We start from the raw sequence: 25048 nt of genomic DNA, 5'->3' as shown, positions 1-25048 counted from the left end.
TTATCAACGATAATTCTTAATTGAAGTGTTTGATATCGGTTTCAGAAAGATTTAATTTACTCAAAACAGCATTAAAATCAGATAACTCCTCAGTAGAAAAATCCTCAGATAAGGCTGCTGGAATAATAGCAACCCTAATTAATTTATTATTTGTCCTGTCTGCCGAAAGATTGCTTAAATCATTGTCGCCCTCAATAGTTAATTGAACTGATGATGCATTATGGTTAAATTCATATTGAAAAGTTCCTTCTTCGTCAAAGAAACTTATGGGCATCGGGGAATAAACATTATCACCCACATTCAAATAAACCAAAAATATATCACCGTTCACAGTGCCTTCATATCCCAGTATTTCAGAAACCCAATTGTTGTCTGTTGCATTGTATTCATAAGTTATATTCTCCTCAAATACGTTAGGAAGGGGAGCATCTAATCCGTCCAAACCATCCCGTCCATCTTCTCCAGAACATCCTGTGAGCACAAGCGCAAAAATTCCTATTAGTCCAAATATCTTTTTCATAGTGTTTGTTTAAAGTTCAATTAGTTTGAAGCAACTACCGTTCCAATTTTTCAAATTGGCATTTTCAGTGGTTCAAACAATTTTTAGTTTGATGTTCGAGTCAGAGGTTCCCCCTCTTGTCTCCGATGAGGAGGCACGACGAAAGGAAGACATACTAGGGGGATTACTTATTCAAAATCAACAGAGGCCGAGTTCACACAATAGCGTTCTCCGCTAGGCGTGGGACCGTCGTTGAATACGTGGCCCAGATGGCTGCCACAGTTGGCACAAAGAATTTCGGTACGAATCATACCAAAGGATTTATCTTTTACATATTCTATCGCACCGTCTATAGAGTCACTAAAACTGGGCCAGCCACAGCTGCTTTCAAATTTGCTGTCGCTTTCAAATAGTTTTGCATTACAGGCGCCACATTTATAGGTGCCATCTTCAAAGTGCAGGTTGTATTTACCGGTATGGGCGCGCTCTGTGCCCGCTTTGCGAAGTACATGGTAGCGTTCTTCGCCCAGTTGTTCCTTCCATTCAGCTTCGGTTTTTTGTACGGGATATTCTTTCTCAGTATTCATGATAAATAGCGTTGGTATCGAAGAAAAATGCCGGGTTTTTATATAGAAATCGGCAGATTTTCTCCTAAAATTGGTTTCTTTTCCAGTAAAAATATTCAAAATCCCTTAAAGTATTTGCCAAATAAATTATAAACAAAAACAAAGGAAGCTGCCATACAGGTTGAATGGGGCGGTGGCTTTACATATCTTTGCCGCTTAGAAAAAAAATGATGCAGATTCAGGATAAAATAGCGGCCGAGGTCAAAAAAGCAGTACAGGCAATATTTGAAAAAGGTATAGCAGAAGTAGAAACGCAACCTACCCGTAAGGATTTTGAGGGAGATGTTACCGTGGTGGTGTTTTCGCTGTTGCGCAGTATCAAGGGAAACCCGGTGGAAATAGGTACTAAAATAGGGCAATATCTGGTCGAAAACACCCCGGAAATAGCCGATTTTAATGTGGTTAAGGGGTTTTTGAACCTGGTGATCACAGATGCCTATTATCTTGATTTCTTTAAGGAAATCGAAGTTCAAAAAGATTTTGGCCGCACGCCTGAAAGCGGAAAAGCGGTCATGGTGGAATATTCTTCGCCCAATACCAATAAACCCTTGCACCTGGGGCATATCCGTAATAATCTGTTAGGCTATTCGGTTGCTGAAATCTTAAAAGCTTCCGGCACAAAAGTCTATAAAACCCAGATTATCAATGATCGCGGTATCCATATTTGTAAAAGTATGGTCGCCTATAAGAAATTTGGTAACGAAGAAACGCCGCAAAGTTCAGGTCTTAAGGGAGATAAGCTGGCAGGTAATTATTATGTGAAATTTGATAAGGTTTATAAAGAAGAACAAGCCGATTTAATCGCGCAGGGAAAAACAAAAGAAGAGGCTGAAAAGCAAGCGCCATTGATTCTTGAAGCGCAGGAAATGCTGCGCAAATGGGAGGCCGGTGATCCAGAAACCGTTGCGCTCTGGGAGAAAATGAACGCGTGGGTTTATGCCGGTTTTGAACAGACTTATGAAAATCTGGGCGTTGATTTTGACTCTTATTATTATGAAAGCAACACGTATTTACTGGGTAAGGACAATATAGAAGACGGACTCAAAAGAGGTGTTTTCTATGAGAAAGAAGATGGTTCTGTATGGTGCGATCTCACCGAAGACGGCCTTGATGAAAAACTTGTGTTGCGCAGCGACGGCACGGCCGTGTATATGACGCAGGATATAGGTACCGCGATACAACGTGTAAAAGACCATCCAGATGTGGGCGGTATGATCTACACTGTGGGCAACGAGCAGGATTATCACTTCAAAGTGCTTTTTCTCATCCTTCAAAAGTTAGGTTTTAGCTGGGCAGAGCATTTATCACATCTTAGTTATGGTATGGTAGATCTTCCCAGTGGAAAGATGAAAAGCCGTGAAGGGACGGTAGTTGATGCTGATGATCTTATCGTTGAGATGTCTTCCACCGCAAAAACAATCTCAACGGAACTGGGCAAGCTCGAAGGCTTTACTGATACCCAAAAAGAAGATTTATACAAAGTTATAGGCCTTGGGGCGTTGAAATATTATATCCTGAAAGTAGATCCTAAAAAACGTATTCTCTTCAATCCGGAAGAATCTGTGGATTTTCAGGGAAATACCGGGCCGTTTATTCAATATACCTACGCGCGCATTCAGTCCATTTTGCGTACCGCGGAAGAAACCGGGGTAAAACAGGAAATTGAACGAACGCAATTGCATCCCAAAGAAAAAGAGCTGCTGAAACTCATTTCCGCATATCCCGCAACCATTCAGCTGGCAGCGGCAAATTTGAGTCCGGCATTGCTGGCGAACTACACTTATGATCTGGTTAAGGAATTTAATTCGTTCTATCAGCAGGTTTCCATTCTGGGCGCAGATACGGCAGAGGAAATAAGTTTCCGCGTAGCGCTATCGCGCAAAGTGGGCGAGGTGATCGCATCGGCATTTGCGCTTCTTGGTATTCAGGTTCCGGAGCAAATGTAGTGCTGTAACTTCTTGTGGTATAAAGGATAAGCCACTCGAAAATATTAAATATATTTGAGTAAGCACAAATACTATGGATTTCCAATCAAGAAAAATCAAGTTTATACAGGAATTTTTAGATATTCACAGCGAAGATACGCTATCAAAGCTTGAAAAACTGCTCAAAAAGCAGCGAAAATTGGCTGAAAACGGTAATTTTCAGCGCATGACTGAAGAAGAGTTGAATAGGCGGATTGATCAATCAGAAGCAGATTTCAAAGCTGGAAAATACAAACAGCATTTAGAAATAGCAGCCAAATATAATGATCATATTTGACCTTATTTCTTCAATTTCTGGTGGATTCTAACTTTTTCGGGGATTATCACACCTATATCACCAATGAAATTGATTATTTCAGAACTAATTACCAGAAGAAAAAAGCAATTTATTCTCAGTGGAAATTGTTGCGTTCCCCACACTATTTTAGTTGGGATTCAGGTGCTGAAGATAAAAAACATAAAGATTTTTATATCCAATGGGTTGCAGATTTGAATGGTGCTAATATTCAAAATAACTTCTGGAAGGAAAATCAGCCAACTCTTTCTGATACGAAAGAAAACGTCAATATAAAACTCCATGATTTAGCAGAGAATATTTTGCCATTTATCACTGAAAATCAGCGTGCCAACAAAGTGGGTATTATGGTAAATGATATGCTTGCTGCTCATGAAGATATTCGGCAAATGAAAATCAAAATCAGAAAAACCCTGATAAATGATATTCAAAAGTTTAAGCGTGTTTTAAATAATTTAAACCAACTTTTAGAATAAAAACCGATTTCTATAAATCCTTTCTTATTTTACAATCTTATATAATTATGTCATCAGATTCGCTTGCTGGCACACGCCTGATTTTAAAACCGATAACTTTAGAAGACGTATCAGAAATTCATAAATTACATACACTCCCGGAAACTGACCGCTACAATACACTGGGAATTCCGAAGGATTTAGCAGAAACAGAAAAAATAATCAAAGAATGGATAGGAGGAAAAGCGTTGCCAGATCCTCATAATCATGTTTTTAAAATTATACTTCGGGAAAAAGAAGAATTTATTGGGCTTATCGCTTTAAATCCCGGTAAGAAAAAATTCAAAAAAGCTGAACTCTGGTATAAACTCCATGTGGATTACTGGGGAAAAGGCTATGCTACCGAAGCGGTGAAGACAATTCTCGATTTAGGGTTTGGCGCCCTGGGCCTTCATCGCATAGAAGCAGGTTGTGCCGTGAACAATACAGGCAGCATCAGGGTTCTGGAAAAAGCAGGAATGATTAGGGAGGGACGGAAAAGAAAAGTATTGCCTTTAAAAGAAGGGTGGTCAGATACTTATGAATACGCCATTTTAGATACTGATAAATGCTGATAAATTTTTGCTTCCGGTTTCTTTAAGGCTGATCTTTTACAATTGGTTTCGGTTATACACTGCTTCAAATTATATACTTAAGTTAATAAATAACCTATTTTTCCCAAAGCAGGTATTTTTGAAGCATGCGGAATTTCATGCTTGTTAGTTCGTTTATAGCCCTGGGAATAAGTGTCTGCTTTCCTTCCTGGGTGGAAGATATGATCGCCGTGGTCCTTATTTTGACCATTGGGATCATGCATGGCGCAAATGATCTGATTTTACTCAAGAAATCCAAGGGCGACGAGAATACAATCTCCTTAAAAAACCTTTTTTACTACATAGCGGCCGTTGGTTTAATTGCGGCATTGTTCATTCTTTTGCCTCATTGGGCGCTACCTGTTTTTGTGCTTTTTAGCGCCTATCATTTTGGGGAGCAGCACTGGGAAATCAAACTTCAAAAAGGTAATTTATTAAATGGATTATTCTACATAATTTACGGACTTTTTATTTTCGCGCTTTTATTTGCCGCACATCCTGAAGAAGTTCAACAGGTTATTATTAAAATGTCAGGCTTAACCCTTACTTCGGCATTTTTTGATAAATCTTTATTTTGTCTTGCTGCTCTTACACTTGTAACCATCGCTTTTTTGGCCTGGAAAAAAAGGTTGAAAACGTCATGGCTTCAGGAGCTGTTTTTTACAATCGTATTTGTTGTAATTTTTAATACGGCAACACTTTTATGGGCTTTTGCCGTGTATTTTGTGATATGGCATTCCATTCCTTCCATCAAAGAGCAAATTGAATACCTCTATGGTGGCGTTTCTAAAAGTACCGTAACAGGTTACCTGGGATACGCCTGGAAGTATTGGGCAGCCGCATTATTGGGTCTTGGAGTGGTTCTTTATTTCTTTTGGGGCGATGAGTACCTTTTGCTCGCAATCTTTTTTTCGTTTCTGGCCGCAATTACATTTCCTCATGTACTGGTTATTTCGAGAATGCACAAATACCGCTGATTTTTGCTTAAAACCGGCTTATTTGAGCTGATTTCCGCTTGATTATTGTCATTTTTTGATGGAATATTCAACTCTATTTAGCTTTTTTTGATACGGAAAAAAGCAAGTTTTAAAGCCTGGTAGCGTCGTAGAATGTCCTCTTTGTTCCCTGTCAAATAAACTTTAGCATTCACGTGGGAATCCTTAAATTTGTGCTCTAAATTTTGAATCAAAACCTATGTTTGATAATTTAAGTGATAAGCTGGACAAAGCGATGCACGTGCTTAAAGGGCACGGCCAGATTACGGAAGTAAATGTTGCCGAAACCCTTAAAGAAGTGCGCCGCGCTTTAGTAGACGCCGATGTGAACTATAAAATTGCAAAAGATTTTACCACTACGGTAAAAGAACGTGCGATGGGTCAGGATGTATTGACTTCACTGAAGCCTGGCCAACTCATGGTCAAACTGGTCAAGGATGAGCTTACCACACTTATGGGTGGCGATGCCGAGGGTATTGATCTTTCCGGAAACCCCAGTATCATATTGATGTCTGGTCTTCAGGGTTCTGGTAAGACCACTTTTTCCGGTAAACTTGCCAATTACCTAAAAACCAAGAAAACCAAAAAACCATTGCTTGTTGCCTGTGACGTATACCGCCCGGCGGCAATAGACCAGCTTCACGTAGTAGGAGAGCAGGTGGGTGTTGAGGTTTTTTCCAATAGGGAAGAAAAAGATCCGGTTAAGATTTCTCTGGCGGCGATTGCGCACGCGAAACAAAATGGTCACAACGTAGTGATTATTGATACTGCCGGCCGTCTTGCCGTAGATGAGGCCATGATGACCGAAATCGCCAATGTTCACGCTGCCGTTAAACCTCAGGAAACCCTGTTTGTAGTGGATTCTATGACAGGACAGGATGCGGTAAACACCGCAAAAGCCTTTAACGAGCGTCTCAATTTTGACGGGGTTGTACTGACTAAATTAGATGGTGATACCCGTGGTGGTGCGGCACTTTCCATTAAATCTGTGGTAAACAAACCTATAAAATTCATAGGTACAGGTGAGAAAATGGAAGCGCTTGATGTTTTCTATCCTTCCCGAATGGCAGATCGTATCCTGGGAATGGGTGATGTTGTATCCCTCGTGGAGCGCGCCCAGGAACAGTTTGACGAAGATGAAGCTCGTAAGTTACAGAAGAAAATAGCCAAAAATCAGTTCGGTTTTGATGACTTCCTAAAGCAGATTCAGCAGATCAAAAAAATGGGTAACATGAAAGATCTGATCGGGATGATACCCGGGGCCGGTAAAGCCTTAAAAGGTCTTGATATTGATGACGACGCCTTTAAAGGTATTGAAGCCATCATTCACAGTATGACCCCGGCAGAACGCACAGAGCCTACAATCATCAATAGTAGCCGTAAAAAACGTATTAGTAAAGGTTCTGGTACTACCGTACAAGAAGTAAACCAATTGCTGAAACAGTTCAATCAAATGGGTAAGATGATGAAAATGATGCAGGGAGGCGGTGGTCGCCAGATGATGCAGATGATGAACAAAATGAGGTAAGAGCTGATCAGCTATTACCTCATTTTGTTCAGTTTGAGATTTTATGTTTCAGGTTGCTCATTAATTTTGAAACATTACAACTTCTAACCTTGAACTTTTAACTTACAATTTTTAGAATGACGATCCTAGACGGCAAAAAAATCAGCAATGATATTAAGGAAGAGATAACCGGCCAGGTTACACAAATGAAAGAACGGGGAGAAAAAGTCCCGCATCTTGCCGCAATTATCGTAGGTAATGATGGTGCCAGCATGACGTACGTAAACAGTAAGGTACGAGCCTGCAAACGCATAGGATTTGAATCTACATTAGTCCGCATGCCCAGTACCAGCAGTGAACTTGAACTTTTGAAAAAGATCAAAGAACTGAATGAAGACGACAATATAGACGGCTTTATCGTGCAGTTGCCGCTTCCGCCCCAGATAGATACGCAGAAAGTATTGCTCGCAGTCAATCCTGACAAAGATGTTGACGGATTTCATCCTACCAATTTTGGTAAAATGTCCCTTGATATGAGCACTTTTATCCCGGCGACACCTTTTGGAATACTGGAGCTTTTGGAGCGCTATGATATACCTACAAAAGGGAAACATACCGTAGTTATAGGCCGAAGTCATATTGTGGGACGTCCCATGAGTATTTTAATGGGTAGAAGTGGTTTTCCCGGTAATTCTACCGTAACCCTTACCCATGAATTCACAAAAAATATCACCCAGATCACGTCCCAGGCTGATATTGTAATTATTGCCGTAGGTATCCCGAATTTCCTCAAAGTGGAGATGATTAAGGATGACGCAGTAGTTATTGATGTAGGTATAACCCGGGTTCCTGATGAAAATGAAGAACGGGGTTATTATTTGGCAGGAGATGTAGACTTTGAAAATGTAAGTAAACGTGCAAGTTTCATTACTCCCGTGCCTGGGGGAGTGGGGCCTATGACCATTGCGATGTTGCTTAAAAATACTTTATTGGCCAGGGAAAGGCACCGTGGAGAAAAATATTAAATTGATTTTTTCAATAAAAAACGGTCATTTTCGATAAGAAAATGACCGTTTTTAGTATGAAATAGACTGTCTTCCCTGAAATTTAGATTTCAGAATCCTTTTTTTCTACCAGAAAATGTTTTGCACAAAGGGCCGCGCCTATTATACCCGCGTGATTTTCGGTTTTAGCTGCCCGTATGGGAACCTGAACATCCAGATATTTCCTGTATTCATCAATATTTTTACTGGCACCGCCGCCTATAATGATAAGGTCAGGACTGGTCACCGTAGTTGCCATCTGCAGAAATTTATTGAAGCGCTTGCCCCACTTTTTGAAGCTCATATCATTGTCGCGACGTACCTTTCGGGATGCGTATTCCTCAATGGTTTTTTTCTTCTTGTAGCGCATTTGTCCAAGTTCAAAATTAGGGATGAGCTGACCGTTGTAAAAAAGTCCGGTGCCTATACCCGTACCTATGGTAACCGTCATCACTAAACCTTCAACATCTTTTCCTACGCCAAAAGTCACTTCTGCCAGGCCGGCGGCATCTGCGTCATTAATTACCGCAACGGGCAGGCCTATATGCTGAGCGATCATGTCATCTACCTGCAGCCCTAACCATTCTGGATCAAGATTGCCATGTTGTAATGCTTTGCCATTATGAATTACAGTAGGAAAGCCTATGCCTACCGGTCCCTTCCAGTCCCATTCTTTTACAACCTGACCTATTGTTTCAATCATCGCCTTAGGCTTACGTGGAATAGGGGTGTCCAGCCTAAAACGTTCTCCTAAAAAATCTTCATTGATCAGATCTACCGGAGCACCTTTTATACCTGAACCACCTACATCAATACCTAATAATTCCATAATTTTTATTTACTGGAAGCCTTACCGGAATATTACTTCGGAAGACCTAAACTTATTTTTTTCCGCATTGCGGATGACAAATTTAATGTTTTAGATGCTTTTGCCAACTAATTATATATTTAAAGCAATAGGTGTAGAAAAGGTTTTCAGCATAGATTCCGCAGAAACAGCGAATTTGCATGAATTTATTGGAAATCCTATATGTTAAAACGGTTGGAAATCAAATAGATCCCCAACCGTTTTTTGGTATTTTATACAATTTTTATGGACGATACCGAAAAATCCTATTTTCTAGTAAAATTTCCTTTCTGTGATGTTATATACTGTTACCGAAAGAACCCTGCCGACATTAAAGTTGTTCACCCTGCGCTTTTGCTAGTGTTGATTCACCATATTCATTTTTGTAGATCTTCAAAATCAACAGAAATAAACTGATAAGTAAAGGTCCAAAAATCAAACCGATAAAGCCAAATAAAGGTACGCCCACAAGCACACCTATGAGCGTAACAAGGGGGTGAACATTGGCGAGACGTTCCAGAACATAAAGCCTTATGACATTATCTGTAGAACCTACGACAACAATCCCGTAAATAGCAATACCTATGGCCTGTGCCGTATCACCAGAGGAAACCATAAGGATTACGACAGGTACGATACCTATAAGCGTACCCACAAAAGGGATCATTGATCCTATGGCCGTGATCACAAACCAGAAAAAAGGATCTGGAACACCAAATATCAAATAGCCTATTAACGCGACAATACCCTGGGCAACAGCGACTAACGGAATCCCCAGTGCATTAGATCGTACCATGGCAATACTTTCCTTGCCTATTACCTTTAGATTGTTATTGCCCAGTGGTATATAGTCATAAATACTTTCTTTCATCTGCTTGCTATAAACAAGCATATAATAAAGTAAAAAATACATGATACCTATGGCTATGGCGACGTTAAAAGTGCTTCCTGCCAGTGCCTTTAGATTTGTAGATACCCATTCTGTTATGGAGTTGGTGTCTATAGAGTCACTTAGATTGTAGCCCAGATCAGATTCCCATGTGTTTATCTGTGATTTGATGGCTTGTGTTACGCGTTCAGAATTTTTAACCGCCTTGCTTATTTTTGATGTAAGCATCATCACGATAAGACTGATGGGGACAAGGATTACCAAAAATGACATCATCATAAGGAAGCCAGCAGCCCAGGGCCTTCCCCATTTCTTTTTGACCAATGCCTTCATCCATTTACGTAAAAGCACATATAATGTTATTGCGCCTAAAAATCCAGAGAGGTAAGGTGTAATCTCTTTGAAAATAAGTACGGTAAGAAAGAGTATAACGAGCAGTAAAAATAACTGACGTACGAGTTGAGGTTTGAGTTTATTTGTACTCATGAAGCAAAAAGTTGACTCATATCCTTAAAACTTTTAAATTCAAGTGCATTACCACAGGGATCGTAGAAAAACATGGTTGCCTGTTCACCTACCTGCCCTTCAAAACGGATGTAGGGCGCTATAACAAAATCTATATTTTTTTGTTTGAGATCTTCGGCAAACCCGTGAAATTGCTCCCACTCGAGCACTACGCCAAAATGAGGCACGGGAACAGCTTTACCATCTACGGCATTGTGATGCGTAGATGCATTTTCTTCTTTAGGTTTATAATGAATCACCAGCTGATGGCCGAAGAAATCAAAATCAACCCAATCTTCGCTGCTTCGGCCTTCTTCCAAGGCGAGTGTATCGCGATAAAAAGCACGGGCTTTGGCAACATTATCTACGGGTATTGCAAGATGAAAGGGTGCTGGCATAAAGTAAGTGGCTATTTTGTATTGATTATGTTTATTGGTAAAATTTAATTATTCCTAAGGGCATCAATAAGTTCTTTCTTGGTCATTTTAGATCTACCGGAAATACCCACTTTTTTTGCCTGATCGTAAAGTTCCTGTTTGGTGCGCTGTTCATAATCCTCGGCTTTGCCACCTTTTTTACCCGCATTAGGGGAATTAGCGATACGCGCGGCCTTTTGCTGGCTATACCCTTTTTCTAAAAGCGCATCATACTGCTCTTCATTTTTGATGCTGGGGCGGGTATTTTTAGCCATAATTCAAATAATTTTAGACTGCTAAAAGTAATAAGAAACTTTGATCTTATGTTTTTTCTTAACAGATGTTTATTACCGGTGATAAACAAAATTTATAATGGTTTGCTGCGTCTTCTTTTGCCTCGCGGAATTTCATTTTCTGTCTTTAAGTCAGAATTTTTGAGCTCATCCTGACTTGGGATTCCCTTGCTTTCACTTACTAATTCCTGAATGGTTTCCAATTCTTTTGCGGTGAATTCCCTGTAGCTACCTACAGCTATATCAAGTTGAATGTTCATAATGCGAACTCTTTTTAGCCGGGTCACATTATAATTTAAGTATTCACACATTCTGCGTATCTGGCGGTTGAGCCCTTGTGTAAGAATGATCTTAAAGCGTTTTTTCCCCATTTGCGTCACCTCACACTTACGGGTTACGGTTTCCAGAATGGGTACTCCTGAGGCCATCTCGTCAATAAAACGCTGGGTGATGGGCTTGTCTACCTCAACAATATATTCTTTGTCATGCTGATTTCGGGCACGTAAAATCTTATTTACGATATCACCATCGTTAGTTAAAAATATAAGACCCTCGCTAGCTTTGTCAAGTCGTCCCACGGGGAAGATGCGCGTAGGATAGTTTATAAAGTCAATGATATTATCCTTCTCTACCCGGGTATCTGTCGTGCAAACAATCCCAACAGGTTTATTAAAGGCGAGATACACAGGTTTATCCTGCTGGTTCTCTATTTTTTTACCATTTACCCTGATTTCTTCATTCCCGGTTACCTTGATGCCCATTTCTGGAAGTTCCCCATTAATTGTGATGCGGCCTTCTTCTATTAGTTTGTCAGCTTTTCTGCGGGAACAGAAACCTATCTCGCTGAGGTATTTATTTAAGCGGGTGAGTTTGTCCTGCGTCATGAAGTAAGGTTTAATATGGGATTAAGCGAGCGATGCCGATTGTACGACAATGTCTTCAGAAGGAATTTTTTCTCCTTGTAAAAATTTTAAAATCACCTTATCTACGGCCTCACCATACAGCGAGTGGTTGAGACCGGTGGTGTAAACGAGTGTTGATTTCGGCCAATTATTATGAATGGCTTTAGATCCATAGGAGGGGGTAATGCTGTCATCCTTATCATGAATGATAAGACCGGGAATTTGTATTTTTTTAGCCAATGCCGCACTTGAAAATTCTTTTTTGATAAATCCAAAGCGTTTTTTGAAATAGGCATCCATCACTTGAGTAGTCCTGTTACTGAGTCCCAATAATTTTTCAGAGTCCGCAAGCATATCTTCAAGTTTGTCTGGGGCACCCAGAATGACCATGCGTTTTACATGCGTATCTGGATGTTTGCTCTGGTTGTGAATAGCGGTCATCGCCCCTATAGAATGACCCACAATATACGTGGGCTCATATTTTTCTTTTATAAGCTGCATGGCTTCATCGTAAAGTGGGACATATAAACTGAACCCTTCACTATAGCCATGTCCAGGGGCATCAAAGGCAATGATTCTATAGTTTTTTTGCTGCAACTCTTTTATCAGCATCTTGTACCTGTGGGTGTTACTTTCCCAGCCATGTACGAGAAGGACGGTTTCACCCTCACCCGGCCAGATATATACCTGCAACTCCATATTTTTAAATGGAATCCTTTCATGACGTGCAGGGTTTAAAAAATCTGTATGGTGGGTTCTGATTTTACCTTGTCTGGGGGTACTGAACAACGAAAATACCTTGCCTGCCGCCTTATCTGGTGCAATATAAGCGAGTAGGTTTATGTAGCCACCCAGTAACTTGGCAATTATTTTTTTAAAACTGCTACGCATAAAAAGCAATCTTTTAAAGATTTCAAAGGTAAGGGTTATTGAAGGGATTTAAGGGCAAAAAAATCAGCCTTTACCAGATTGATTAGCATACTTGAGCAGGGAAATACCGGCGAAGAAAAAAATAATACCAAGAATACCAAGCGCCCAGGGGCTTAGACCCACGTTGAGACTTCCAAAAATGCCCATGACACCTATTACCAAAGCGATAGCTCCGGCAAGGGTAAGGATAAGGGCGAGTGTTTTGATCATTATCAGTATAATTTTGAGCCGTAAAAGTATCAAAAACAAGTGTTGACGTACAGGTAATTAACGCGATTTTAATTCAGAAGTGATCAATAATGGCCATAATCGGCTATTGTCGTGATTTTATCTGCCATTTTTTGATTTCAGCTAGTGCTTCTTTTTCATCGCCCCAGCTTTGGATGGTTGTTTCATTTTGCGAGTCATAATTAGTGAACCAAAGTCCTATAATTTCGCGCGCAGCGGGATAGTTTTTGTTGAATGCTTCCCAGTTTGCCGCATATATATGCTGTAGTCTTTGATCTGTGGGGATAGCAATGACCTTATAGTCAAGTTCCCCATCATCCACTAACTTTAGTACCCCAAGGGGGATTACCTGTTGTACACTCCCGGTGGACATTGATGCGCCCAGTATGAGAATATCGAGGGCATCGCCGTCGCCTCCCCGTGCGGGATCACTATAGGTAGACGGAATAAAACCATAACTGCCAGGGTACCCTAGAAATGCTATATACCGGTCCTTACCCTGGCGCTGGTCCGGTAAAAAATTCCTTGTGTTATGATCATATTCAATCTTCTTATTAGTACCTGCCGGAATTTCAATAACCGCATTGAGGTGCGTAGCCGAGAACGTGGGAACCGTGTAATAATCTTTTCTCCCGGCGCACGAAGCAATTAAAAGAAGGGCAAAGCACCTCAGCCATTTGATATGTTTACCGAAGTTGATCATTGCTTATAAAAATTATTTTTCAGTTAAAAGCAATACTGAAATGAATACGTTAACCGGTTGTTACTCAAAAATCACTAAGTGATTGATTCAATTGAACGATATTACCAGCCCAGCATAAAATATTTGATTTTGGCCTTATCCGGTATTTGAGCTGGTTCTACTTTAGTACCAGGACCAAATTGCAGTTCGCCGGAAAGTTCTTTTTTGTCTATTGTGAAATAGGCATTGATCTCATCTACAAATACGATAATAGTACTTAGCAAAGATTCTACTTTGTTTATCGTGTAGGCGTCCTGTAACTCTTTAAAAGTACTCAATGTGGAAATCCCTTTTTCCGTTTTGTAGCGGGAATCAAAAATCTGAATGGTTTTGATGGTTGCGGTATCTGCTTTTGTAGCAGTGATCAGGCTCAACAATTTTTCTCCGCCTTTTTCATAAATAGTAATTATCCCAGAGTCATTCTGGCGGTTTTCCGTGGAATTTTTATCAATAATACTGTCATTAGCAAATAAAGTACTGACTTCACTTACCTGTGTTTTCTGCGTAAGCGGCCCCACACTGGTAGGGGTAATGGTAAATGGATCGTCCCCTTTACAGGAAATGAGTAAAATGGAAAGCATAAAGCTGGCAGCCAGCGTTTTGAAATGTTGCACGTGTTCTTTAATTTTGAGGTTATTGTTATTTGATCATTTTTCCCAGAATGCCCAGAACGCTCCGTATAACGGTGGTGCTGGTCAATACTTTGAGAATTGCTTTTTGAGTGGCTTGACCCATATCAGATGAGGAAGACGAACTCATTTTTTTTCGTTCTTCCTGTGTTTTCTGCTTGATTTCTTCGGTTTTTGCCTCTTCTAATTTTTTGGTAAGGAGTTCATAGGCGCTCTCCCTGTCTATGGTTTCATTGTATTTGGCAGTAAGTTCTGATTTTCGGTATACTTCTTCAAGCTCTTCTGGGCTAAGAATATCCATCCTGGATACCGGTGCGCGCATCAATGTGGCAGCCAGTGGGGTAGGCCGGCCTTTTTCATCAAGTGCAGAAACCAGGGCTTCCCCTATACCCAGGGAAGTCAGTACGCTTTCCGTATCATAAAATTCTGAAATGGGGTAATTCTGCGCGGTAAGCTTTATCGCCTTTCGGTCTTTTGCCGTAAAGGCGCGCAAGGCGTGTTGTATTTTTAAGCCCAACTGACTTAAAACACCTTCGGGCACATCCGTGGGGTTTTGAGTAATAAAATAAAGTCCCACCCCTTTAGAACGGATAAGCTTTACCATGTTTTCAATCTGATCATGAAGTGCTTTAGAGGCCTGATCAAAAATAAGGTGCGCTTCGTCAATAAAAATGACCAGTTCAGGTTGCCCGCTATCGCCTTGTTCTGGGAATGTGCTGTAGATTTCAGCCAATAAACTCAGCATAAATGTTGAAAACAGCTTGGGCCGGTCCTGAATGTCTGTTAGGCGTACGATATTAATTGCGCCGTGACCCTTGGTATCCAGCCTTTTTATATCCTGAACATCAAAGGATTTCTCACCGAAGAAAAGCGCAGCACCCTGTTGTTCAAGGGCTACGATTTTTCTTAGGATTGCGCCCGTGGAAGCAGTGGAAATACTGCCGTATTCTTTTTCGATTTCCTTATTGCCCTCGTTATTGGCGTAAAGCAACACTTTTTTAAAGTCTTTAAGATCTAGCAGTGGTAAGTCATGATCATCACAATATTTGAACAATACCGAAATTATACCGGCCTGTACATCACTTGCGTCCAGGATCTGTGAAAAAAGTATGGGACCAAACTCAGTCACGGTGGCGCGCAAACGTACACCGCCCTGTTCAGAAAGGCTCAATAATTCGACCGGAAAGCCGGTTGGTTCATAAGATAATCCTATTTTATCCTGTCTTTCCGTTATTTTTGGGTGGTTTACACCAGGTTTTGCGAGTCCGCTGAGGTCCCCCTTGATGTCCATAAGTAGAACGGGAATACCTTTTAGGGATAGATTTTCGGCTAATACCTGTAGCGTCTTGGTTTTTCCCGTACCGGTAGCCCCGGCAATGAGACCATGGCGGTTGAGGGTTTTTAGCGGTACGTTTATGTGTGCATGTGTAAGTACTTCCCCCTCAAACATAGCAGCACCCAGTGTGATAAAATCACCTTCAAAGGAATTACCTGCTTCAAGGGTTGCCCTAAAATTTTTTGCGTTTGACATAGTTTGCACCAATTTTCGTCAAAAGTAAGTATTACAGAAAGAAAATTGCTCCTATACGCACTTTTTGAACCTGTCTTTTTATATCGGTTTAAAAATTCATTCGTATGGCCACATCCTTATTTTTCTATAAAGATCACAATCCTTTAAATCTGAGATTTGCGTACCTTTGCCCCCTTATGACAAAAATGGCGATTGATAACATGGAGGATAGGGTAAAGCTGGGCGAGCTCCTGCCCTTGATGGAAGAGTTTTATACCATACAGGGGGAAGGGCATCATACCGGCAAAGCGGCCTATTTTATTAGACTGGGTGGTTGCGACGTAGGCTGTCACTGGTGCGATGTAAAAGAAAGTTGGGATGCAGCGATTCACCCGCCCACAGAGGCTTCACAAATTGTGGCCAATGCTTCAAAATATAGTAACACCGTTGTAGTTACCGGCGGCGAACCCCTAATGTGGGATATGAGCCGCTTGACGGAACGGTTGAAAAAAGAGGGAATGCAGGTGCATATAGAAACGTCCGGAGCCTACAAATTTACAGGGGATTGGGACTGGATCTGTCTTTCTCCCAAAAAACGAATGCTGCCCACCGCGGAAATTTATCCCGCAGCACACGAACTCAAGGTAATTGTTTATAATAAATCTGACTTTGCTTTTGCCGAGGAACATGCCGCAAAAGTGGCGCCTCATTGCGAACTTTATTTACAGCCAGAATGGAGCGTGCGCGAGAAAATGACTCCGCACATTGTTGAGTATGTGATGAACAATCCCAAATGGAAAATCAGTCTTCAGACCCATAAATACTTGAATATACCGTAATAAAAAACCCCTCGTGAGAGGGGTTTTTTAAATTTTATAAGGTTTTCAATCTTACATTGTAGTGGTAAATGGAACCTGTACATAGGTATTATCCCATCCCATTAACATATCTGCACCACCCTCGCTTGGCTGAAAGGCCATTGAGAAAGACTCGATGATTTTATCTGCCTTACGAACTGGTGTGGTAATACGTACCATATCACGTTCTTTTTTATAACCATAAGCTCCCCAGGTATCATTATCCTTATTAAGGATCACGGTCCATTCTTTTTCTCCCGGAATGGTAAACAATGTGTATGTTCCCGCTTTTACCTTTTTATCACCTATCATCATATCCTGGTAAAGTTTGATTTCGGTAGATTCATTAGCTCCCGTTCTCCATACTTCCCCATAAGGCTGTAATTCACCAAAAACCACACGGTCATTTTTAGAAGGTCTGCTGTAAATTACACGTATGAGCGGACTCTTATCCTGTGCACGGAACATAGCAATATCCATAGGGCTTTTGTCAGCTTCCGGGAATTCCTGAGCTTGAAGGGGCGCCGCAAATAAAAGAGTCAGCATCAAGCTTGTTATAAAAAATGATTTCATTGTATTTAGATTTAAATTTATTAGTAATCAAATATACAATGTGGCGCTTGAAGGCTTGTTAACTTCTCTATAAAATAAGAACTTGCAATTTTTAAATTCAAGCTAGAAAAAGATTGCGATTATGTTTCATATTAAAATTGAAATTATAGAATATGTTTTAAATTGAAACTAAATTGATGATTTTGCTTTAGGAATTAGAAGTATAAATGCATCTTTGGCTTTATAAACATTATAAAAAATTAGATTATGTGCGGAATAGTTTGCGCTTACGACCTCAAGCAAAAGTCTGAAGACTTGCGACCACAATTATTGGAAATGTCTAAAAAAGTACGTCACCGCGGTCCTGACTGGAATGGTGTGTACAGTGATGAAAAAACCATCATGGCGCACGAGCGTCTCTCCATTGTAGATCCTGCCTCTGGAAAACAGCCTTTATTGAGCCCTGATGGAAAACTGGTTCTTGCCGCAAATGGAGAAATCTATAATCACCGCGCACTACGCAAAACTTTAAAGAACACATACGACTTTCAAACAGAATCAGATTGTGAAGTTATATTGGCATTATACCAGGAAAAAGGCCCCGATTTTCTGGATGAAATGAACGGTATTTTCGCTTTTTCCCTTTATGATACTGAAAAGGATGAATACTTTATAGCCCGTGACCACATGGGGATTATCCCATTGTATATGGGATGGGATAAAAATGGTACTTTCTATGTGGCTTCAGAATTGAAAGCACTTGAGGGAACCTGTACAAAAATAGAATTGTTTCCTCCGGGTCATTACCTGCATAGCCGCGATGGCGAACTTAAACAATGGTACAAGCGGGACTGGATGGAATATGATGCGGTCAAAGACAATGAGACCGATATCCAAAAGATCAAGGATGCGCTGGAAGCTGCCGTTCACAGACAATTGATGTCTGACGTGCCTTATGGTGTGCTGCTTTCCGGAGGTCTTGATTCGTCAATAACTTCTGCGGTGGCTAAAAAATATGCGGATAAGCGCATAGAATCAGATGATACTTCTGCCGCATGGTGGCCCACATTGCACTCTTTTTCCGTAGGGCTTGAAGGTTCGCCAGATTTGGCCGCTGCGCAAAAAGTAGCAGACCACATTGGTACGGTGCACCATGAGATAAAATTTACCATTCAGGAAGGACTTGACGCCATTCGCGATGTAATCTATAATCTGGAAACTTATGATATCACCACAATTCGTGCTTCTACGCCCATGTATTTAATGGCGCGTGTGATCAAATCCATGGGCGTAAAAATGGTACTTTCCGGTGAGGGGGCAGATGAACTTTTTGGCGGTTATTTATATTTCCACAAAGCACCAAATGCAAAGGAATTTCATGAAGAGACCGTACGTAAATTGAGCAAATTGCACATGTACGATTGTTTACGGGCAAACAAATCACTTGCCGCGTGGGGGATTGAAGGTCGTGTACCGTTTTTAGACAAAGAATTTATGGATGTAGCCATGAGCATCAACCCACAGGATAAAATGATCAACGGGGAGCGCATGGAAAAATGGGTGATTCGTAAAGCTTTTGAGGATTATTTGCCAAAAGAAGTCGCATGGCGCCAGAAAGAACAGTTTTCTGACGGCGTGGGCTACAGCTGGATAGATACGTTAAAAAGAACAGTTAACGAAAGCGTAAGCGATGAGCAACTTGCAAACGCACGTTACAAATTCCCCATACAAACCCCACAGAACAAAGAGGAATTTTACTACCGAAGCATTTTTGAAGAGCACTTTCCCAGTGATGCCGCTGCACTTTGCGTACCACAGGAAGCCTCGGTCGCCTGTAGTACCAAGATTGCTTTAGAGTGGGACGAAGCCTTTAAAAACATGAACGATCCCAGTGGTCGCGCCATTGCAAACGTACATACAGATGCTTATGTGAAAGGGTAGGTAAACAACCTATTTTTACTGAAAAACCTCCAAAAATCATCGAAAATCGATGATTTTTGGAGGTTTTTTGTTCTTAAGAACTACATTTTAGCTCATTTCCACTTTGTGGCATTTTATTCCTTATTCGATAAATCCTTGATTTTTATATTCTTAAAAATAACGCCCTGTCCTTCGGCCTGCAGGCCGATATAACCGCTATTAAGCAGTTGGCCATCTTTTTTCATTTCAGGGTCAAAGCCGTTGGCAACCTCACCACCTATTTGCGGTTTGGTGTATTGAAGAACCGTTTTTCCATTGACTTTGTGGATGACGAGTGAGTCGCCATAAACGATAAGGTCTGCCTCCACCCATTCGTTCCAGGGAATGGTGGGAGAAGTGGATTCAATACAATGCCGGGGGTCCATCTCCCCTTCAAAAATCACTTCAGTTCCCGGGGAACACATATTTCCCGTAGGCCGAGGATTTCCATCTTCGGCATCAGCGAGCATTTGATATTCCACGGAAATAGGCCAATCCTGCTCTTTCAATATGGTTTTTGGATCTTGTGAGTGAAACATAACGCCGCTGTTCCTGTAGGTATAAACGGGCGCATCTTCCATCCACTGTTGCGTGAATTTATAACGGAACTTTAGATGAAAACTTGAAAAAGGCTGCTTGTAGAATAAATGCCCATAGCGTTCATTAAACTGCTCATATTCGTCATAATTTACTTCTATGGTTCCATCCTTAACCCGAAAAGTATTGGCGTAATTGTCGCCCAATTCATGATGATAGATTTTTGGAGTCCAGCCCTCCAGATTTTTTCCGTTAAAAAGGTCTTGCCAGTCTGCCGGGTCTTCTTTTGTACTACCACAAGAGCCCATAAACAGTAACACTGCGAGCATGATAATGCAGGCTTCATACTTCCTTTTAATACGTACGTTTTTCAAATTCATGGGTAATTTTTTAATTTTTAGCGTGGACATCGGCAGTTTTAAAAATAGTCAATCTGTATAACTTATTTAATTCATTTCACGAATAAGCCTAAAAGGATTTAATAATGCTGATCATCCTTTACCTTCAAGGATTCTCAGTACTGATTTTTTTATGTCATTGCTTAGGGAACACGAGTGTTTTTTTGATTACCTGTTGATAACTTAAGACGTTTAAAGGGGCTTTTCCTTAGCTAAAGGCGTATGATGCCTTATATTTGTTTGCTAGCCAAAAATCTATTCCCAGAAACTCAATTTCAATCAAAATTTTATGTTTTCAGGAATATTAAAAATGGCACAACCTAATAACAAATCATGAGCGAAGAAGTAAATAAGAAACAATATTCGGCAGATAGCATTCAGGCCCTTGAGGGTATGGAGCATGTACGCATGCGACCATCCATGTACATTGGTGACGTAGGTGTACGTGGTCTTCATCACCTGGTTTATGAGGTGGTAGACAACTCCATTGATGAGGCCATGGGCGGGTATTGCGACTCGATCAAGGTTATTATCAATGAGAATAACAGTATAAGTGTAGAGGACAATGGTCGTGGTATTCCCGTAGACCTGCATAAAAAAGAAGGCGTTTCCGCCCTTGAGGTGGTTATGACAAAAATTGGTGCCGGGGGTAAATTTGACAAAGATTCCTATAAAGTTTCCGGTGGACTTCACGGGGTAGGGGTAAGTGTTGTAAATGCGCTCTCCAATCATTTGCGTGCTACCGTATATAGGGATGGCGTTATCTGGGAGCAGGAATATGAGAAGGGTAAGGCCATGTATCCCGTAAAATCAATCGGAGAGACTGATAAAAAGGGTACGGTGGTTACGTTTTCACCAGATGACAGTATTTTTCAGCAGAGCGTAGAATATAATTATGATACGCTTGCCAGTCGTATGCGTGAATTGGCATACCTGAATAAAGGGATTACAATTACACTTACCGATAAACGTTTTCCTGACGAAAAAGGAGAGATCGTTACCGAAACCTTCCATTCTGAAGAAGGATTAAAAGAGTTTGTACGTTTTCTTGATGGAAACCGCCAGCCCATCATCGGTGAAGTTATTTCCATGGAAGGTGAAAAGAACGATATTCCGGTTGAGGTTGCCATGATCTATAATGACAGCTATGCTGAAAACCTGCATTCTTACGTAAACAATATCAACACGCATGAAGGAGGTACACATTTAGCCGGTTTCCGCCGTGGACTTACCGGTTCGCTAAAAAAATACGCAGATGCTTCTGGCATGCTTGATAAGCTGAAATTTGATATTACCGGTGATGATTTCCGTGAGGGATTGACCGCGATAATTTCAGTAAAGGTGGCCGAACCTCAGTTTGAAGGTCAGACCAAAACCAAACTGGGTAACCGGGAGGTAACCGCAGCAGTTTCCCAGGCGGTTTCAGAAATGCTTGAAATTTATCTGGAAGAGCATCCCGATGACGCCAAGACGATTGTGCAAAAAGTGATCCTTGCAGCTCAGGCGCGCCATGCTGCAAAAAAAGCCCGTGAGATGGTGCAGCGTAAGACCGTGATGAGCATTGGCGGCTTACCTGGAAAATTATCAGATTGTTCTGAAACAGATCCTTCGGTTTGTGAAGTGTTTCTTGTGGAGGGTGATTCGGCAGGTGGTACGGCAAAACAAGGTCGTGACCGTAACTTTCAGGCGATACTTCCACTACGCGGAAAAATCCTGAACGTGGAGAAAGCGATGCGTCACCGCGTTTTTGATAATGAAGAGATAAAAAATATATTTACCGCCCTTGGGGTAACCATAGGTACTGAAGAAGATAGTAAGGCGCTCAACCTTTCAAAATTGCGCTATCATAAAGTAGTGATCATGTGTGATGCGGATGTGGATGGTAGTCACATTGCGACCTTGATCCTGACGTTCTTTTTCCGCTATATGCGTGAACTTCTTGAAAACGGTCATATTTATATCGCCACGCCACCGCTTTACCTCGTTAAAAAAGGTAAAAAAATGCGTTATGCGTGGAGTGATAAAGAGCGGGATGAATACAATGCTGAAATGGGCGGAAGTGCCGCGGTACAGCGTTATAAAGGTCTCGGGGAGATGAATGCCGAACAATTGTGGGATACCACAATGAATCCGGAATTTAGAACCCTGCGACAGGTTGCCATTGATAGCGGCACCGAAGCAGACCGTATTTTCTCAATGCTTATGGGGGATGAAGTTCCGCCAAGGCGTGAGTTTATTGAAAAGAATGCCGTTTATGCGAATATTGACGTATAAATAGGTCAATATTCATAGTAAAAAGCCCGTTTTTATCTAAAAACGGGTTTTTTTATGCTTAAAAGGCAGGTGTAAATCCATTTATCTTATTTTTAGTGTTCTAAAAATTAACCCCTTATCTATAGAATTATGAAAAAACTTGTTATTACAACTGTGTTGTTTTTTGTGATCTTTACTTTAAGATCACAAAATTATAGTGGTTTTGATGGTGTGATTACCGCCGGAAAAACTGACGCCAGCACATTGATGGAAGCCTATATCGCTCCCGCGATGGAAGGTATGGTTTACTCCATGAGCGGCGGCTGGTACCATACGGCCAAAACCCACAATAAATTAGGTTTTGATATTACCATTGCGGCAAATACCGCTTTTATTCCTTCAAAAAAGGAACTTTTCTCCTTTTCTGATTTGCAATTTGAAAATACAATTACCGCTTCCCCGGGTGTTACGCCCACAGTGGGCGGTGATGCAACGCCTGCTGAGGTTACTGTTGTCACCCGTGGTGGCAGCGCTACTTTTACCATGCCCGAAGGCGTAAAGGATGATCTTCCGCTCAATGCAATGCCCGCTCCCGTGCTGCAGGCAGGTGTTGGTCTTTTGTACGATACAGATCTTATGCTGCGATATACACCAAAGGTGGGCAGTAATGATGTGAAAGGCAGTCTTTTTGGTGTTGGTTTAAAACACAATCTAATGCAGTATTTTGGTCCGTTGGATAATCTTCCGCTCAATGTTTCCCTTTTGGGGGCTTTTTCCAGTATGGATGTGGATTATGATTTGGCAAATAATTCTTCTATAGAAGGCGATAATCAAAAAGCGGAATTTAATTTGAAGTCTTATACAGTCCAGGGTCTTGCTTCTTTGGATTTTCCATTTATAAGTGTTTACGGTAGCCTGGGCTACACAGGTGGCAAATCTGAACTGGATGTCCTGGGCACCTATACCGTAGATTATACAGGGGGAATACAAAGTACCACATTTACAGATCCCATCGCTATTGCCCTCAAACCGTCAAGTTTCAGGTCTTCTATTGGCGCGCGTTTGAGCCTCGGGTTTTTTAAGGTTTTTGCAGATTATACGCTTCAGGAGTACAATAATCTAAGTGCTGGTGTCGCTTTTAGCTTTCGGTAAAATTTGAAAATAGCTTTTCATTTTTATTCAACTTTAAAACTAAGTTCACATAAAACTGTTAAAGAATCAGTATTTTTGAATAAAATTGGGCAGTTTTCGACGTATTCAAGTTGATTTCTGAACGTTTTAATACTAATAGCAATTATAACAATAAAAGTAAATCAAATATGAAAGTTACCGTAGTAGGAGCAGGAGCAGTAGGTGCCAGTTGTGCCGAATATATCGCAATGAAGAATTTTGCGTCAGAAGTCGTACTTCTTGATATCAAGGAAGGTGTGGCCGAAGGAAAAGCGATGGACCTTATGCAAACAGCTTCATTAAATGCCTTTGATACCAGAATCTCTGGAAGCACCAATGATTATAGTAAAACAGCAGATAGCCATGTGGCCGTAATCACAAGTGGTATTCCGCGTAAGCCGGGCATGACCCGTGAAGAACTTATAGGGATCAATGCAGGTATTGTTAAAGAGGTGGCTTCCAACTTAATTAAGCACTCTCCAGAGGTAATTATTATTGTGGTAAGTAATCCTATGGATACGATGGCTTACCTGGTGCACAAAACAACAGATTTGCCTAAAAACAGAATCATAGGTATGGGCGGTGCGCTTGATAGTGCACGTTTCAAATTCCGTCTTGCGGAAGCGCTGGAATGTCCTATCTCTGATGTGGATGGTATGGTTTTGGGCGGTCACAGCGATACGGGTATGATCCCACTTACGCGACTTGCAACACGCAATAGCGTACCTGTTTCTAAATTTATTAAAGAAGATCGTTTAGAACAAGTGATGGAAGATACTAAAGTAGGGGGTGCAACCCTTACTAAACTGCTGGGAACTTCTGCATGGTATGCTCCGGGTGCAGCAGTTTCAGGATTGGTCCAGGCCATTGCCTGTGACCAGAAAAAAATGTTCCCTTGCTCTGTTATGCTTGAGGGTGAATATGGCCTTAGCGATATCTCTATAGGTGTTCCCGTAATTTTGGGCAAAAATGGTATCGAAGAAATCGTTGAAATCGATCTTACCGATGCCGAGAAGAGCAAAATGAAAGAAAGCGCAGAAGCGGTCAAGAAAACCAATGACCTGCTTGAACTATAATCAATTATTTCACAAGCGAGATAGTTTTAAATAATTATGTAAAACGGCTGATTTTACCTTAAAATCGGCCGTTTTTTGTTGCTTTATGATGCTTTGAAAGCTATTGCCGGTGGTTTCGATACATCCCGATGAAAAATCGTGACACTCAACCACCTACAGCGAATTTCAGGTTCAAAATTTAAGAGCCTGGGTCATTTCTTTATTTGAAAAGAGGAGTTTTTAGAAGAACAATTTACATCGAAAGTTCTGGTGGCTGAGTGAATTGCGTGAATCGAGAGCGCAACAAAATTTATATGGAAAGTTATGGTGGTTTCGATAC

26 protein-coding genes are annotated in these 25048 nt (G+C 41.0%); 12 read left to right on the top strand and 14 right to left on the bottom strand.

The window, feature by feature from the left end; genetic code table 11:
- Positions 1-16: 16 nt before the first annotated feature.
- Complete coding sequence (locus P162_RS04680; RefSeq protein ID WP_031426077.1) at positions 17-520, bottom strand: hypothetical protein; 504 nt, start codon at positions 518-520, stop codon at positions 17-19.
- A gap of 167 nt (positions 521-687) precedes the next feature.
- Complete coding sequence (gene msrB / locus P162_RS04675; protein WP_031426076.1) at positions 688-1086, bottom strand: peptide-methionine (R)-S-oxide reductase MsrB; 399 nt, start codon at positions 1084-1086, stop codon at positions 688-690.
- Between the two features lie 209 nt (positions 1087-1295).
- Here msrB and argS point away from each other — a divergent pair, with 209 nt between their 5' ends.
- From argS to P162_RS04640, 7 genes are all read left to right on the top strand, one after another.
- The gene (gene argS / locus P162_RS04670) at positions 1296-3071 is read left to right on the top strand and encodes an arginine--tRNA ligase (RefSeq protein WP_031426075.1); all 1776 of its coding nucleotides are present in this window, start codon (positions 1296-1298) and stop codon (positions 3069-3071) included.
- Between the two features lie 73 nt (positions 3072-3144).
- Positions 3145-3387: a hypothetical protein gene (locus P162_RS04665; RefSeq protein WP_031426074.1), complete on the top strand. Its 243-nt coding sequence runs from the start codon at positions 3145-3147 to the stop codon at positions 3385-3387.
- Entirely contained in the window at positions 3384-3881 is a 498-nt protein-coding gene (locus P162_RS04660) for a hypothetical protein (RefSeq protein WP_031426073.1), read from the top strand. The genes P162_RS04665 and P162_RS04660 overlap by 4 nt, the downstream gene beginning before the upstream one ends.
- Before the next feature lie 47 nt (positions 3882-3928).
- Positions 3929-4474: a GNAT family N-acetyltransferase gene (locus tag P162_RS04655; protein ID WP_031426072.1), complete on the top strand. Its 546-nt coding sequence runs from the start codon at positions 3929-3931 to the stop codon at positions 4472-4474.
- Between the two features lie 125 nt (positions 4475-4599).
- Positions 4600-5469, top strand: coding sequence for a Brp/Blh family beta-carotene 15,15'-dioxygenase (locus P162_RS04650; RefSeq protein WP_081868376.1), 870 nt, complete (start codon positions 4600-4602; stop codon positions 5467-5469).
- A gap of 217 nt (positions 5470-5686) precedes the next feature.
- Entirely contained in the window at positions 5687-7015 is a 1329-nt protein-coding gene (ffh, locus tag P162_RS04645) for a signal recognition particle protein (RefSeq protein ID WP_031426070.1), read from the top strand.
- A 116-nt stretch (positions 7016-7131) separates the two neighbouring features.
- A complete protein-coding gene (locus P162_RS04640) occupies positions 7132-8019 on the top strand; it encodes a bifunctional 5,10-methylenetetrahydrofolate dehydrogenase/5,10-methenyltetrahydrofolate cyclohydrolase (protein ID WP_031426069.1) in 888 nt (295 codons plus the stop codon).
- Positions 8020-8101: 82 nt separating this feature from the next.
- Here P162_RS04640 and ppgK read toward each other — a convergent pair whose 3' ends face one another.
- The 10 genes from ppgK to P162_RS04590 all read right to left on the bottom strand — a co-directional run bounded on the left by ppgK (position 8102) and on the right by P162_RS04590 (position 15948).
- The gene (ppgK, locus tag P162_RS04635) at positions 8102-8866 is read right to left on the bottom strand and encodes a polyphosphate--glucose phosphotransferase (protein ID WP_031426068.1); all 765 of its coding nucleotides are present in this window, start codon (positions 8864-8866) and stop codon (positions 8102-8104) included.
- A gap of 349 nt (positions 8867-9215) precedes the next feature.
- Entirely contained in the window at positions 9216-10259 is a 1044-nt protein-coding gene (locus tag P162_RS04630; protein ID WP_031426067.1) for an AI-2E family transporter, read from the bottom strand.
- The gene (locus tag P162_RS04625) at positions 10256-10675 is read right to left on the bottom strand and encodes a VOC family protein (protein WP_031426066.1); all 420 of its coding nucleotides are present in this window, start codon (positions 10673-10675) and stop codon (positions 10256-10258) included. Before P162_RS04625 ends, P162_RS04630 begins: the two co-directional genes overlap by 4 nt.
- Positions 10676-10719: 44 nt before the next feature.
- On the bottom strand, positions 10720-10968 hold the full coding sequence (locus tag P162_RS04620; protein ID WP_031426065.1) for a Rho termination factor N-terminal domain-containing protein: 249 nt from the start codon (positions 10966-10968) through the stop codon (positions 10720-10722).
- A 92-nt stretch (positions 10969-11060) separates the two neighbouring features.
- Positions 11061-11870: a 23S rRNA pseudouridine(2604) synthase RluF gene (gene rluF / locus P162_RS04615; protein ID WP_031426064.1), complete on the bottom strand. Its 810-nt coding sequence runs from the start codon at positions 11868-11870 to the stop codon at positions 11061-11063.
- A gap of 21 nt (positions 11871-11891) precedes the next feature.
- Entirely contained in the window at positions 11892-12779 is an 888-nt protein-coding gene (locus tag P162_RS04610; RefSeq protein ID WP_051907779.1) for an alpha/beta hydrolase, read from the bottom strand.
- A gap of 63 nt (positions 12780-12842) precedes the next feature.
- On the bottom strand, positions 12843-13028 hold the full coding sequence (locus tag P162_RS04605) for a hypothetical protein (RefSeq protein ID WP_031426062.1): 186 nt from the start codon (positions 13026-13028) through the stop codon (positions 12843-12845).
- Between the two features lie 103 nt (positions 13029-13131).
- Positions 13132-13749, bottom strand: a complete 618-nt coding sequence (locus P162_RS04600; protein WP_051907778.1) for an inorganic diphosphatase — start codon at positions 13747-13749, stop codon at positions 13132-13134.
- A 101-nt stretch (positions 13750-13850) separates the two neighbouring features.
- Complete coding sequence (locus tag P162_RS04595; protein ID WP_051907777.1) at positions 13851-14402, bottom strand: hypothetical protein; 552 nt, start codon at positions 14400-14402, stop codon at positions 13851-13853.
- 25 nt (positions 14403-14427) lie between these two features.
- Positions 14428-15948: a helicase HerA-like domain-containing protein gene (locus tag P162_RS04590; RefSeq protein WP_031426059.1), complete on the bottom strand. Its 1521-nt coding sequence runs from the start codon at positions 15946-15948 to the stop codon at positions 14428-14430.
- A 185-nt stretch (positions 15949-16133) separates the two neighbouring features.
- Between P162_RS04590 and P162_RS04585 the strand changes: the two genes are divergently transcribed.
- Positions 16134-16766 (top strand): 7-carboxy-7-deazaguanine synthase QueE, encoded by a 633-nt coding sequence (locus tag P162_RS04585; RefSeq protein ID WP_031426058.1) that lies wholly within the window; start codon positions 16134-16136, stop codon positions 16764-16766.
- Positions 16767-16817: 51 nt separating this feature from the next.
- Here the strand turns inward: P162_RS04585 and P162_RS04580 are convergent, their stop codons facing one another.
- The gene (locus P162_RS04580) at positions 16818-17357 is read right to left on the bottom strand and encodes a DUF2911 domain-containing protein (protein WP_031426057.1); all 540 of its coding nucleotides are present in this window, start codon (positions 17355-17357) and stop codon (positions 16818-16820) included.
- Positions 17358-17603: 246 nt separating this feature from the next.
- On the opposite strand from P162_RS04580, the gene asnB reads away from it, so the two are divergent.
- The gene (gene asnB, locus P162_RS04575; RefSeq protein ID WP_031426056.1) at positions 17604-19277 is read left to right on the top strand and encodes an asparagine synthase B; all 1674 of its coding nucleotides are present in this window, start codon (positions 17604-17606) and stop codon (positions 19275-19277) included.
- Positions 19278-19390: 113 nt separating this feature from the next.
- Here the strand turns inward: asnB and P162_RS04570 are convergent, their stop codons facing one another.
- Entirely contained in the window at positions 19391-20212 is an 822-nt protein-coding gene (locus P162_RS04570) for a DUF1080 domain-containing protein (RefSeq protein WP_081868459.1), read from the bottom strand.
- 351 nt (positions 20213-20563) lie between these two features.
- On the opposite strand from P162_RS04570, the gene gyrB reads away from it, so the two are divergent.
- The 3 genes from gyrB (at position 20564) to mdh (ending at position 24729) form a co-directional block, all read left to right on the top strand.
- Entirely contained in the window at positions 20564-22504 is a 1941-nt protein-coding gene (gyrB, locus tag P162_RS04565) for a DNA topoisomerase (ATP-hydrolyzing) subunit B (RefSeq protein WP_031426054.1), read from the top strand.
- 129 nt (positions 22505-22633) lie between these two features.
- Positions 22634-23635, top strand: a complete 1002-nt coding sequence (locus P162_RS04560) for a DUF6588 family protein (protein ID WP_031426053.1) — start codon at positions 22634-22636, stop codon at positions 23633-23635.
- A gap of 167 nt (positions 23636-23802) precedes the next feature.
- Entirely contained in the window at positions 23803-24729 is a 927-nt protein-coding gene (gene mdh, locus P162_RS04555; protein WP_031426052.1) for a malate dehydrogenase, read from the top strand.
- Positions 24730-25048 lie beyond the last annotated feature (319 nt).

This window comes from Flavimarina sp. Hel_I_48 (assembly GCF_000733945.1).
GTDB lineage: Bacteria > Bacteroidota > Bacteroidia > Flavobacteriales > Flavobacteriaceae > Leeuwenhoekiella.
The sequence above is the reverse complement of the archived record's forward strand: the minus strand, read 5'-3'. Positions and strand labels throughout refer to the sequence as shown.